The organism is Bombilactobacillus sp. ESL1202 (assembly GCF_058107125.1).
In genome coordinates this window covers 1,013,125-1,026,064 of sequence record NZ_CM176590.1, presented here as the reverse complement: position 1 = coordinate 1,026,064, position 12,940 = coordinate 1,013,125, and the positions used below count along the sequence as shown (strand labels likewise).

The 12,940-nt window shown below is 35.7% G+C and carries 11 protein-coding genes; 3 read left to right on the top strand and 8 right to left on the bottom strand.

Annotated elements, in window-relative coordinates:
• Positions 1-157 precede the first annotated feature (157 nt).
• The gene (locus tag AC3B7A_RS04530; protein WP_489754952.1) at positions 158-1,108 is read right to left on the bottom strand and encodes a nucleoside hydrolase; all 951 of its coding nucleotides are present in this window, start codon (positions 1,106-1,108) and stop codon (positions 158-160) included.
• A complete protein-coding gene (locus AC3B7A_RS04525; protein WP_489754951.1) occupies positions 1,101-1,607 on the bottom strand; it encodes a MarR family winged helix-turn-helix transcriptional regulator in 507 nt (168 codons plus the stop codon). Before AC3B7A_RS04525 ends, AC3B7A_RS04530 begins: the two co-directional genes overlap by 8 nt.
• A 388-nt stretch (positions 1,608-1,995) precedes the next feature.
• Between AC3B7A_RS04525 and AC3B7A_RS04520 the strand changes: the two genes are divergently transcribed.
• Both AC3B7A_RS04520 and AC3B7A_RS04515 read left to right on the top strand, forming a co-directional pair.
• Positions 1,996-2,862 (top strand): CAP domain-containing protein, encoded by an 867-nt coding sequence (locus tag AC3B7A_RS04520; RefSeq protein ID WP_489754950.1) that lies wholly within the window; start codon positions 1,996-1,998, stop codon positions 2,860-2,862.
• Between the two features lie 93 nt (positions 2,863-2,955).
• Positions 2,956-3,108 (top strand): hypothetical protein, encoded by a 153-nt coding sequence (locus AC3B7A_RS04515; protein ID WP_489754949.1) that lies wholly within the window; start codon positions 2,956-2,958, stop codon positions 3,106-3,108.
• 173 nt (positions 3,109-3,281) lie between these two features.
• Here AC3B7A_RS04515 and AC3B7A_RS04510 read toward each other — a convergent pair whose 3' ends face one another.
• The 5 genes from AC3B7A_RS04510 to AC3B7A_RS04490 all read right to left on the bottom strand — a co-directional run bounded on the left by AC3B7A_RS04510 (position 3,282) and on the right by AC3B7A_RS04490 (position 10,351).
• Positions 3,282-4,022 (bottom strand): GntR family transcriptional regulator, encoded by a 741-nt coding sequence (locus AC3B7A_RS04510; protein WP_489754948.1) that lies wholly within the window; start codon positions 4,020-4,022, stop codon positions 3,282-3,284.
• A 161-nt stretch (positions 4,023-4,183) separates the two neighbouring features.
• Positions 4,184-6,073 (bottom strand): beta-glucoside-specific PTS transporter subunit IIABC, encoded by a 1,890-nt coding sequence (locus AC3B7A_RS04505; RefSeq protein ID WP_489754947.1) that lies wholly within the window; start codon positions 6,071-6,073, stop codon positions 4,184-4,186.
• A 24-nt stretch (positions 6,074-6,097) separates the two neighbouring features.
• The gene (locus tag AC3B7A_RS04500) at positions 6,098-7,579 is read right to left on the bottom strand and encodes a glycoside hydrolase family 1 protein (protein ID WP_489754946.1); all 1,482 of its coding nucleotides are present in this window, start codon (positions 7,577-7,579) and stop codon (positions 6,098-6,100) included.
• A gap of 286 nt (positions 7,580-7,865) precedes the next feature.
• Entirely contained in the window at positions 7,866-8,864 is a 999-nt protein-coding gene (locus AC3B7A_RS04495; RefSeq protein ID WP_489754945.1) for a D-2-hydroxyacid dehydrogenase, read from the bottom strand.
• A 62-nt stretch (positions 8,865-8,926) separates the two neighbouring features.
• The gene (locus tag AC3B7A_RS04490) at positions 8,927-10,351 is read right to left on the bottom strand and encodes a C69 family dipeptidase (RefSeq protein ID WP_489754944.1); all 1,425 of its coding nucleotides are present in this window, start codon (positions 10,349-10,351) and stop codon (positions 8,927-8,929) included.
• A 341-nt stretch (positions 10,352-10,692) separates the two neighbouring features.
• On the opposite strand from AC3B7A_RS04490, the gene scrK reads away from it, so the two are divergent.
• Positions 10,693-11,568, top strand: coding sequence for a fructokinase ScrK (gene scrK / locus AC3B7A_RS04485; RefSeq protein WP_489754943.1), 876 nt, complete (start codon positions 10,693-10,695; stop codon positions 11,566-11,568).
• 256 nt (positions 11,569-11,824) lie between these two features.
• Here scrK and AC3B7A_RS04480 read toward each other — a convergent pair whose 3' ends face one another.
• Positions 11,825-12,727, bottom strand: coding sequence for a LysR family transcriptional regulator (locus AC3B7A_RS04480; RefSeq protein WP_489754942.1), 903 nt, complete (start codon positions 12,725-12,727; stop codon positions 11,825-11,827).
• Positions 12,728-12,940 lie beyond the last annotated feature (213 nt).

Here is a 12,940-nt window from a genome sequence, read left to right as displayed (position 1 = left end):
TGATTAGGCTTTGAAGCAATTCCAGATATGAAAAAAGATTGGTAGCAAGTGATAAATTTTACTTGCATACCAATCTTGAGGTAAAAGTGGAAATTACTTAATAGTTGTGTACAACCTTACCGAATAGAAAATTATATCCGGAAGATGGTTGTTGATTTTATTCAAATGCTGATAAATGATGATCTAACTGTGTTAATGAATCGCTTAATAATTGAGCAACACGCTCACGGTCAACTTGTTTTAATACTAAAACGTTAGCTGTGGCGGTTGCGTCAGGATTAATGCTGACTTGGCCACGCAATTCGCCCCAAGAAGTATCGACTTTCAGGGCTAATTTTTGACCTTGATAAATATCAGGCTGTAGTAAATAAGTGGTTGTTGCTAAATCATGGATTGGTGCCATATCGAAATGATGATGTTTTTGTTCTGCTTTAAAATACGGAACTAAAATTTCGTAAGCCAATTGACTAGCAGGACCGCGATTTTGAAAAGCTTGCATTTCAGTGGTTGTTAGTGCTGTATGATTGGTAACATCTAAACCACACAAAACGATGTCTAAGCCAGATGAGAGAACAATGCTTGCTGCATCGGGATCAACATAAAAATTGAATTCTGCTGCTGGTGTGACGTTGCCCTTGGTTAAAGATCCACCCATAATAACAATTTTGTTAATCTTAGTCCTATCTTGTGGAAATACTTTGAGTAATAAGGCAATGTTAGTTAGGGGAGCGGTAGCGACAACTGTTACTGGTGTAGGACTTTTTTGAATAGTTTCGTGTAAAAAAGTGACACCATTGTCGCTAGCTAGCGGATAATTATCGGCTGCTTGAGGAAAACTTGGCCCCGCAAGCCCATTTTCGCCGTGAAATTCAGAGGCATTTTTCAAATTTTTAATAATGGGCTGGGCTTGTCCTGGAGCCATTGGTGTGGATTGTTTCAGAAACCAAAGAACATGTTGTAAATTGCGGGTAACATTACTTAAAACTTGATTTCCACCAACGGTAGTCATACCCAGTACGTTAAATTTTTCGGGATGGGCAAAAAGTTCTAAGATCGCAATTGAATCATCACTGCCAGGATCACAATCGAAAACAATATTTTCAGTCATTTTTCTCCTCCACGGGCTTATTTTTTACCAATTCGGTTGGTAATTTTTCCAAAGCTTTAACAAAGCTACGACGTTGAAATGTACTTAAACTACTTAGTAATTGTTCATTGTTTGTTTCTAAAAATTGGCTGATTTGCGGTTGCAAAGCTTCAGCCTTTGGCAACACCGAAACAATTTTTAGACGTGAATCTGATGGTGAAATATTGCGGACAATTAATTCGTTTTCTTCCATTTTTTGCAAAACGCTAGTTGCTGTGGAACGCCGGATATTAAATTCACGTTCAATATCTTTTTGATAAACATATTGATTTTGTGGTAAATGATTTAAATAATCGACGATTTGAACTTGCACCCCAGTCAAACCAAATTGTTTAGCAAATTGATTAATTTGTCGTGATAATTGGTTGGAAACCACCTTAATTAAATGCATGACGTTCTCGGTCACAAACAAACCACCCCCTCTATTAATGATGTTAGCATATTGGGAAAATAAATTCATTAATTCGCAAAGGTCAGGACTGAACTGCTTTTAATCTAAAAAAAGAGCAATTAAAATTTTAAGTGAAATTTTCCATAGTTGAAGTAATTATAAGTTATAATTAAAGTTGAATTTAGATATGATGCGTAATTTGAATTGAATAAACAAAAGTCACTTAGTGGTAAAAATGTCTCAGGCACAAATCATTGACTTTTACAAAGCAATAATGATTAGTATTGGCTTAATTTAAACAGAAGCTGATTAGTCAGTTGATTATCTCGACTGCAAATAAAAATTATTTATTTGCAGCGATAGGTAACTTTTGATAGTTAGCTAACTTTGAATCTCAATTCATTGAGTTACGTGAAAGTTTAATTAATTCAGCTGAAAGCTGGTGGGAGGAAAATCCATGAAAATCCAACGTTGTTTAGTGGGATTAATGACCTTGATCTGTAGTTTATGGTTTTTTAATCAGCAAATAATACCAGCACGAGCTCAACAATTAAATATTAATGAATATAATCAGGCTTTAAATCAAGAGTTAAATCGGTTACGACAACAAAATCAGTTGCCAGAGTTACAAGTTGATGAACAGTTAACGACCTTTTCTCAGCAACGAGCGAACGATTTAGCGCAGCAGCAAATTTTAAATCATGATCATAATTGGGGAGCAGTTTATCCTAATAGCTATGCTGGTGAAAATTTAGAACGAATTATGGACACGGGTAATGTTCGCCAAGATGTCATTAATGCGTTATCTTTTTTCTATGATGATTATGGTAATCCTGACTATGGTCATCGAAAAAATATGTTAAATCCATTGTATACGCATGTAGGTGTTGGCGTTGCTAAAAGTGACGATGGTTTATTATATATCGTCCAAACTTTTTGGACACCACAGACCAGCCAATGGTCACCAGCTCAACAACAACAAGCTCAAATTTATTATCAATATACCAAAACTGAGGGAATTGATAAACGTTATGCTTCTACTTACGATCTAGCTGGTAAAGAAGATTGGTGGCATTATCCCCAAAAAAATATTTCCCCGGAAATGTATCGTTTGAAAGGGGTATTAAAAATCAAGCAGACGACATCTTTATATGATCGTTTAGGAAAATTAATACCAGCGCGGCAATTACCAGCCAACTCTAATTGGTATACTAATTGTTTTAAAATGATTAATAATGAACCGTTTTATCAAGTTGCTGCTAATGAGTGGGTACCAGCGGTTGTTGTTGACCGAATGGCGCAAAATTCTAATAATGGTTATTGAATTTAATTAATTATGACTTGAATCTTGCAGCTTTTTTCCGTAAAATAAAATAGTTAGATTAAAATTAATTTTAGAACAGGGAGGAGGATTACGATGGCTAATACACATAAAGGTGTGACCGGACGTCGCCGCCCAGTTTCCAAATTGAACTCTGCTAAGCGTCGTCAACATACAGATAAAGTACTTGCTTTCTTGCAAGATGGTTTAGATGATATGAAAAAAGAATATCATAAAGCTGCTAAGTAGTAAGCAATTAAAAAACTCTCGTTAGGTTTAATGCTAGCGAGAGTTTTTTATATGGTTTTAAATAGAGCTTGTCCTAAGAAGTTAAGATCAAAAAAGGCTGGGACAAAAGTTAGAAGTTTATGTTGAACGCAGTTAGTGCTTAACTTCTAAATGACTTTTGTGCCAACCGCTCTTTAATCTAGTTTTTTGAACATAAAGAGCTTTGTTAAATGAGCATCGTAAGATAATTTAGAAAAGGCGAATAGTTTACCAGTGCTTAGATAAGAATCATCACAAATGCTTAATGTAGGAGCATTGGGACGGGATTTGAAAAACTCAGTCATCTTTTTATCCATTAATTCTGATGTTATGATCGTATCTTGAAAGCCTAGTTTTAAATTAGTTTCTTCTTTTAAGAATTTAAATAGTGATCCATACAGTGCTTTTTTAGGTAGCTTAGGAATTAAATCACGCAAATAATATGAACGTTCATAAATAAACGGCTTACCGTCTAGATAACGAAGTCGTTTAACGGACCAGATAGCAGTAGTCGTTTTTAAATCAGTACTACCAAAGGGACGAAATTCTGCTTCGGCGATAGTACAAGCTTTTATTTCTGCCGTTTTGGTAGTTAGTGTTCTACCTTGGCGAGCAAGATCTTCATTTTGACCAACGGTTGTTTGAATTAAGGTACCATCACTTTTTAATTGAGGGCGGATAAAGGTTCCAATACCATGAATTTGAAAAGTATAACCCATGTCATTAAGTTGTTTGAATGCTTGTCTTAATGTGTAACGTGTTACATGATAACGCTGCATTAATACAGGCTCAGCTGGCAATTTATTAGCTTCATCACTGATAGTTTGCTCCTTAATTTCTTGAATCATTTTTTCGACTAATTCGGCAATTGCTAAAGAACTTTCTCTTTGTGCCATGATTTTCACCTTTTTAAATTGATTAACTTAGCACTATTTTTCGATCTTGATTTGTGCTAATGATTATATTCTAGCTGATTATCATGAAAATATAAGGAATCTAGATCAAATATTTTGATATAGGTCCCTTTTATTTTTGAGCGTAACTTACTTTCTTTGATTTAGATATTGAATTGGAGAAGACAATCACCATGTTGAAGTTCATTTGTCGAAGTGGTCGTAATTTTCTTGAAATCTTTAGTATTGAGAATGATAACTGTTGAAATTAAATTATATCCTGCTTCGGTGATGGCTTGATTATCAAAACTGATTAATTTTTCGCCACTTTGAACGTGATCACCATTTTTAACGAAAGCTTGAAAATATTGACCATTTAATTCAACTGTATTCAAGCCAATGTGGATTAATAGTTCAATGCCAGTATCAGTTTTAAACATGATGCCATGTTTTGTTTTCATAATAGAAACAACTTCACCATTAGCCGGTGCGTAGACAACATTATCTTTTGGTTGAATAGCGATACCGTCACCCATCAACTTTTGTGAAAAAGTAGGGTCTGGTACTTGTTTTAAATCGACAATTTTCCCAGATAGTGGAGAATTAAGACTAGTCGTGTCGATTAATTTTTGGAGAGTTGAATTTTTAGCTATTGTTGGTTTGTCTTGCTTATCATCTTCTTGATGAGGATCTTTAAAACCGAGAACTAAAGTGAAAATAAACGCTGCAATAAAGGAAACTAAAATCATGATTGAACCAAAAGCAAAATTAAGCCACGGTTTTTTACCACCAATAAATGCTGGTAATGCTAACAAACTATTTTGTGGTAAATACAATGTTACTTGAAAAATTCCGCCAATAATCCCCCCAATGCCAGCTGCTAAGCTAGCGGCAATAACCGGTCGTTTCAATTTTAAGGTGACACCATAAAGTGCTGGTTCGGTTATGCCCATTAACGCTGAAATACCGGTAGCTGAACCTAATTGTTTCATTTGCTTATTATGTGATTTAACCGCTACAGCTAGAGCAGCACCACCTTGAGCAACATTAGAACAAACTTGCGAAACAAAAATTAAAGTATCACCTTTGGTAGCCACGGCGTTGAGACCGATGGGTGTTAGAGCATGATGCATTCCGGTCATAACAATATATGGAAATGCTGCTGCTAAGATACCAACAATTACAAAACCTAAATGAGCAGATAAGAAGTCGATGGCAATGGATAACCAATTACCAATAATTCCACCTAAAGGACCAACAATTAATAAGGCTAGTGGCGCACTGATAATAATAATTAATGTTGGTTCAAAAATTAAACGAATAATATCGGGGGAAAATCTTTTAGCAAATTGAGAAATATAAGACATTAGCCAAACCATTAGAATAATAGGAATAACTGAGTAAGCGTAATCATATTTGAACACGGGAAGACCAAAGAAAATAATGGGTGCTTTAGCAGCTACCATTTTAACAAAAGTTGGGCTTAAGAAGACACCAGCTATTAATAATGCCAACGACTGGTTAACGCGAAAAACCTTAGCAGCATTGGCAGCAACAAAAAATGGTAAAAAGTAATACATAGAATCTGCCATGAAATTAACAACTTGGTAAGTAGAGCTGGTTTGTGCTACCCAATTAAAGGTTGTACATAGAGTTAATACTACTTTGATCATTCCAGCAGCAGTTAGAGCTGGAATTAAAGGTGTCATACAACCAGTAATTGCTTCAATAATCTTACTACCGAGTCCTTTATTAACTGAAGCAGTATTAGAGACAGTCCTATTATCTGAATCATCATTAGGCACACCCAGATTAACTAATTCGTCATAAATGCCACCAACATAAGTTCCACAAATTATTTGGAATTGATCATTGCTCCAATTAGTACCGTTAACTTCAGGTAATTGTAGAATTTTATTATCATCAATTAAATTTTTATCCTTTAAGTAAACCCTTACACGGGTCATACAGTGAAACATTCGTGTAATATTATCAATACCACCTAAAGCTTGTGCCATAATTTTTGCATCTTTAGGATAATTCATTTTTACCATTTTTATCCTCCATTACAAGACAATTTAATTAGATTGTTCACCATTATTAGCAATTAGTTGTTGATACCATGCAAAAGAATCTTTCTTATAGCGTTTCATGGTTCCTTGACCTAAATCATCGCAATCAACGTAAACCAAACCGTAGCGCTTTTTCATTTCGCCGGTTCCATTAGAGACTAAATCAATTGCACTCCAGACGGTATAACCCATAAGGTTAATTCCGTCTAAGTTAACAGCATCTTGCATGGATTTGACCGCAGCACTTAAATATTTAATCCGATAGTCGTCATGAATAATTTCATTTTCTTCCAACTTATCAGACCAGCCTAAGCCACTTTCAACAATCCACAACGGTTTGTGGTATCGATCCCATAAGGTGTTTAAAGCCAAGCGTAAGCAATGGGGATCAGTAGCCCAGCCCCAGGCATTAGTTTCTAGGTAAGGATTTTTAACGCCAGTGACGCCTAAATTAGAGGCAGTATTTTGCTTATCATGATGCGTGGTAATGGTTGATGAACCATAACAAGAAAAACTAAGAAAATCGGCAGGATACTTTAGTAATAATTGGTAGTCTTCAGGTCTATCATCAAGCTTGATGTTTTCTTTTTCGTATTGTTGCAGACGATATTGGGGATAATGACCACCAACTTGGACATCAGCATAGAATAGCGTATCTTGTTGTTGTTTCATGACTGCTAATTGATCCTCTGGATCACACGTATAAGCATACAATGGCGAGTAAGCGAGCATTTGACCGACTTGAAGTTTAGGATCAATCTGATGTGCTACACGGACCACTTTGGCACTGGCGACAAATTGATTATGGGCACCCTGAGCGCGATTTTGTGGAGTCGGATTTAGTAGTCCGCCGCCCATATAAGGTGCTAAATCCATAGCGTTAATTTCGTTAAAGGTAGTCCAGTACTGGACTTTTTGATGATAGCGCTTCAAAACGGTAGTAGCATAAGTTACAAAAAAGTCAATTAATTGCCGATTACACCAACCACCAAAACGTTTGACTAAAGATAATGGTGTGTCGTAGTGTGACAAAGTAACCATTGGTTGAATTTGATATTTAGCACATTCATCAAAGATTTGTTCATAAAATTTTAGACCTAGTTCATTTGGCTGGCTATCATCACCATTGGGAAAAATTCTTGACCAACTAATAGATAAGCGAAAAGTTTTAAAGCCCATTTCAGCCATTAATTTAATATCTTCTTGATAATGATGATAAAAATCGGTGCCGTGGTGACTAGGATAATGATAATTAGGTAAAATTTGTGGTGTAGCATCGGCCGGTATTTTAAAATCTTGTCCCCAAACTAAAGGCGAGGTACCAGTAGTACCATTGCTTTTTTTCCAAGTTACTAATCGTGGTTGATTCAGTGATCCATTAGTTAAGACATCAATAGTACTTAAACCCCGACCATCTTGGGCATAACCACCTTCATATTGATTAGCAGCACTAGCACCACCCCATAAAAAATTTTGTTTAAAACTCAAAGAATCAATCCTTTCTATTTAGAAATTTTTAAAGCTAACAAACTGAACTGCAAAATTACTCATTCGAATGAATGTCATTCGGATGAATTAAGAGTAGCACAGTTAGATGTTTGTTGCAATCGTTTTCCTTGAGGGAAATATATAAAATAGAGCTTGTCCTAAGAAGTTAAGATCAAAAAAGGCTGGGACAAAAGTTAGAAGTTTATGTTGAACGCAGTTAGTGCTTAACTTCTAAATTACTTTTGTGCCAACCTCAAGACAATTGGTTAAGGTAAAATAGTTTAATTTATCCTAAATTGACTATATTATCAGGTTTTTGACCTTGAATCATTTTGAGATTTTCATCATGAGCAGTTTGAACCATATTTTTGACAGCCGTTTCGGTATAAAAAGCTGTGTGGGGTGTTACAATAACATTTTGACGCTGCAATAAATTATTTAAATTCTGATCTGGCAGAGTTTTTCCATGCCAATTCTCGTTAAAGATACCGACTTCATTTTCGTAAACATCTAAACCAGCAGTACCAACTTGACCATTATCCAAACTACGAATTAAAGCTGCAGTGTCAATCAAGTCTCCCCGCGAAACATTAATGATCATGACGTTATTTTTCATTGTTTGAATTGATTGGTCATTAATCATGTGAATGTTTTCTGGAGTTGAGGGGACATGTAAACTAATGATATCAGATTGTTGAAATAAGTCTTCCAGACGATCAACGTAAAGACCAGCTTGTTCTAATTGTGGATTGCGATAAGGATCGTAGGCAATAACTTTGGCACCAAAACCTTGTAAGGTTTTAATCAAAACTTGACCGATGTGGCCAGTACCAACGATACCGACAGTTTGCATTCGCAATTCACGACCAATTTCTGGTGCCCAACGTAAATCGCGTTGAGCTATTTTAGCACTGGCTTCAGGTTCACGTCTTAATAAGCGTCCCATTAACCAAATAGCATGTTCGGCGACTGCGTTGGGTGAATAAACAGGAACATTAGTAATTTGAAAACCCAGCTGCTGAGCTGCTATTAAATCAATATTATCAATTCCTACATTACGCAGTGACATTTTATTAATACCTTGCTCATGAACGGCTGTCAAAACATCTTTGGTATATGGCAATTGTTGAAAAGTAACAATGCCATCAGCTCCTTGAGCTTTAATAGCCGTTTGTGGTGTTAGTAAATCCGTTTCAATTTGAACTTCTACTTCTGGATGTTGTTCTTGCCATTCTTGTAAAGCGGGACGTTCATCATTACGAATACTAAAGCTGACAATTTTCATATTTTTCTCCTTATTAATCAAGTTAAGCATTACGGCAGAAAGAGTAAAAGTTGTGGCTTATTTTATAAATTTTTATCCATATTAAAAGTTAACTTGGATAGATTAATGCCTTGGGTCATTAAATCGGCCATGTAATTGAAAGTTTTTTGACGATTTTGTTGAACTAAGGCTTGGTTTTGCTGAGTTAAAAAGTTAGTTAATTCTGCACCGCTTAATTGTCCTGCAGCCTGATCACTAGCTGCCAAAGCACTGCGGAAATCTTGCTTACATTCAGTTAAAAAGTCGATGTCACTTTGGATAAATTGATGGTAGTGACTTTCTACTAAAACTGATAAACCATTATATAACCAATAGGCATCCTTTAAATTAAATTTCATGGCAGTGTCATTAAATGAAGGATCGGTCTCATTCATATTGGTGTAAAACGGTAGATAAGGCGCAAAGCTTGGGAAACCAAAGCATAACCACATTACGCCTGCTAAGTCTTGGGGGACGTTATTGCGCAGTTGTAAAATGTGTGAATTTTGTGTACGGTTTAACCCGATTGGCCGGTAACGATATTTGTCTTTTGATTCACCACTTTGCAACGGATCATACGGGGTTTCATTGTAGTGTGATCCCAGAACATATTCGATGTCTTCGACCGAGATTTTATGATCGGTGTAACAAATAAATGGTAATTCACCATCTTCAGGTTCTTGAGGAATTTCGGGGTTGAAATATTTTTGACCAAACCACACACGTGGATTATTATAGTGCCGATCTTTTTGATTATCTGTTCCAAAAATATGCCGGAAATTCCACCCTGATTGGTCAGTATTAAGTTGATTTTGTGTAACGAATTCTCGAATATTTTGTGACCACATGAATTCTTGTGGCTGGTCAAAATCAACTTGTTGAATAGAAACGCGATTAGCGGCAATGGCATAAGCATTATCTGGAATTCTTTGGGCTACCCAATGATGGCCGGTAACAATTTCCATATACCAAACATCATGATTGTCACTGAATAAAACAGAATTACCAGCAGGTGAACCGTATTGTTTGATCAATTGACCCGTTCGCTCGACAGCTTGTTTAGCCGAAGTTACATAAGGTAAAACCATTCGGACAATACAATCCTCATCTAAACCGTCAACGACGAGCGGATCATAAGCTAATGCTCGCTCGTTGCCATAAGTGCTCTCCGTTGCTGACATGGCAACATTATGATCGTTAATACCGCTTTCGTCATAGTAGCCTTCATTTTGATAGTCAACGTTAGGCACCCCTGACCAACCAAAATTTTTTTCTGGAACTGGGGCTTGAAATTTATTTAACCAAGACTTTACGATTGGTTGTTCACGATGAGCTGCGGGATGATATTCAAATTTATGTGGTGCGACAGCCTCAAAAGTATCATCGTTACGGGCGATCATGGTTGAACCATCTAACGAGGCCTTTTTGCCGACAAGAATGGTCGTACAAGCAGAAAGTTTTCTAGACATTAATGAAACTCCTTTATTCTTTAATTTTCCCTTAAGTCTATCATAAGCGTTAGCAATTGAGCGACTTAATTAGCAATTACCAGTTTAAAACGCTGACTTTTAGTGGCAACAATTTTAAACTACTTATATTTTAAACTTTTACTCATTATCAAGTTAACTCTGTTGCTAATTTCAGCTTAATATTTTTGATAAACATTGATTGCCAATAATTTGGGCTAATTATGTAAAAATTACTCAAACTAATTTACTATTTTTTTTAAAATCCCCATGGGAACTTTCTTGCAGTTAAATCTAGAAATCGGTATTATGAAGTTAATTATTCTAAAAAAAGAGGCAATTTTATGTTATTAGGTAGTGTTGAAGCGGGTGGAACCAAATTTGTTTGTGCAGTTGGTAATGAAGATTATCGGATTTTAGATCAAACGCAATTTCCAACGACCGATCCTCAAACGACAATTCAGCAAATGATTACATATTTTCAGAAGTTTCCTGAATTGGCTGCCATCTCCGTTGCATCGTTTGGCCCGATTGAATTACAGAAAAATAATAAATACTATGGTTATATCACGGATACGCCTAAAGCTCATTGGCATTATGTTGACTTGATTGGACCATTAAAACGTAATTTTGAAGTACCAATTTATTTTACGACGGATGTTAATGGCTCTGCATATGGTGAATATGTCACAGCCAATCTATTTAATGAAAAAATTAATTCCTTGGTTTACTATACTGTTGGAACTGGTGTCGGTGGTGGTGCCGTGTTAAATGGTCAGATTTTGCAAGGTATTGGTCATCCAGAAATGGGGCATACTTTTTTGAAACGCCATCCTGATGATTTAGATTTTGCAGGTGTTTGTCCGTTCCATCATGATTGTTTGGAAGGTTTAGTTTCTGGACCGACGTTTGAAGCCCGACTCAATAAAGCAGGCAAAGACGTGCCTCATGAACATCATGTCTGGGATATTATGGCTTATTATGTTGCTCAAGCGGCAGTACAACAAACATTGATTTTACGTCCTAATAATATTGTTTTTGGTGGTGGCGTAATTAGTGAAGACTTTTTGGTTAAAGTACGGCAGCAGTTTAAAGAATTGTTAAACGGTTATGTTCATGTTCCTGAATTGGACAAGTATATTACAATGCCACGTGTTAAAAATAATGGTTCTGCGACATTAGGTAATTTTGCTTTAGCTTATCAAATTCAAAGCGAGTAAATATTTTAATAAAAAATAAACGGTGCGGGTTAATTTTTTAAAAATTAGTCAGCACCGTTTTTAGGAGTGAAATTTATTTTGATATCCGATTAATAAGAATTTAGTTTGAGCACGACTGCGGATTAATCAAGTCGCGCAAAAGAAATCTTTTCATTAGATGGAACTTTACGGGTGGCGGAATTATTAACTGATGGTTTTCATGATCATAATGTTTGGTCATTATGAAAAAGTGAATGGTGCCTGTCAGTCATTGTGGTTATTTAATGTCTAGGCATTCTTCATATAGTGCTTCTTTTAATTGAGTAAGAGGTCTAGATAAATTAGGTTCTTTCAGAGTGACAACGCCCATTTGAATGGGCAAAATTTGCGAAATGATTGGTAAGACCTGGAGTTCTGTTTGTTTTGATTGTTGCTTCATAAAATATTTAGTTACCATACCAGCAACTTCATTATCCTGGACAATAGCTAAGCAGGCCGAATAGTCATTGACCTCGTATTTAACGTTAGCTTTCAGATTATTTTGATTAAAATATGATTCTAAGTGTTGGCGCACCACAAAATCACGATTCAAAGCGACTAGTGGATTGGTAAAAAGTTCAGCAAAAGTGATTTGTTTTTTATTAGCTAAATTTTTCCATTTTTTAGGTATTAGAGCCACAGTTTTATCTGTAAATAAAAAAGTAAACTCTAAATCGGCATCTTGGGTGATAGAAGAATCTAACGGCGTAATAGCAAGGTCGATTTTTTCATTTTTTAGTTGGTTAATAATTTGGTGAGTATTGAGTTGAGCAAAATTAAAAGTGAACGGATTTTTGAGATGTTGACCAGCTTTAATCATTAGTGGTGTTAAGTAATTGCCACTGACACCAATATGTAAACTAGTTTGTAATGTGCCGTTATTTTTGATACTAGGAATTTTATTTTTGACAATTTTAGTCTGCTGTAAAATTAATTGTACGTGACGGTACAGCTCCATTGCTGCTGCGGTTGGTTGCATAGAGCGACCGATGCGAACAAATAGAGTGACGCCTAATTCTTGTTCTAAATTTTTCATTTGAATACTGAGATTTGATTCGACTGTTTGTGCTACTTTGGCTGCTTCGCGAAAACTGTGGCAGTTGATAATTGTAGCAAAATAGTGTAATTGTTTGAGTTCCATAATCTTTCCTTCCAGCTGTTTTTAACGAAAAGTTGGGGATCAAAATCACATGATAGTTGGCATTATTGCTCTTAATGCACAAGGCCTAAACCTAACTGGAAAATTAGGCGCAATTAGATGCTAACTTGTTTTTTAAACGCAATCTTTAATTAAGATACGTTAAATACGAGCTGCAATTTTATTGTTCCGGTCCCTTATTTCTAAACAGCATTT

Excerpts from the sequence above, each read along its gene's own strand:
- AC3B7A_RS04510 (WP_489754948.1), bottom strand. The coding sequence starts at position 4,022 with ATGGCACAAAGAGAAAGTTCTTTAGCAATTGCCGAATTAGTCGAAAAA.
- scrK (WP_489754943.1), top strand. The coding sequence starts at position 10,693 with ATGTTATTAGGTAGTGTTGAAGCGGGTGGAACCAAATTTGTTTGTGCA.
- AC3B7A_RS04490 (WP_489754944.1), bottom strand. The coding sequence starts at position 10,351 with ATGTCTAGAAAACTTTCTGCTTGTACGACCATTCTTGTCGGCAAAAAG.
- AC3B7A_RS04495 (WP_489754945.1), bottom strand. The coding sequence starts at position 8,864 with ATGAAAATTGTCAGCTTTAGTATTCGTAATGATGAACGTCCCGCTTTA.
- AC3B7A_RS04480 (WP_489754942.1), bottom strand. The coding sequence starts at position 12,727 with ATGGAACTCAAACAATTACACTATTTTGCTACAATTATCAACTGCCAC.
- AC3B7A_RS04530 (WP_489754952.1), bottom strand. The coding sequence starts at position 1,108 with ATGACTGAAAATATTGTTTTCGATTGTGATCCTGGCAGTGATGATTCA.
- AC3B7A_RS04525 (WP_489754951.1), bottom strand. The coding sequence starts at position 1,607 with ATGAATTTATTTTCCCAATATGCTAACATCATTAATAGAGGGGGTGGT.
- AC3B7A_RS04505 (WP_489754947.1), bottom strand. The coding sequence starts at position 6,073 with ATGGTAAAAATGAATTATCCTAAAGATGCAAAAATTATGGCACAAGCT.
- AC3B7A_RS04515 (WP_489754949.1), top strand. The coding sequence starts at position 2,956 with ATGGCTAATACACATAAAGGTGTGACCGGACGTCGCCGCCCAGTTTCC.
- AC3B7A_RS04520 (WP_489754950.1), top strand. The coding sequence starts at position 1,996 with ATGAAAATCCAACGTTGTTTAGTGGGATTAATGACCTTGATCTGTAGT.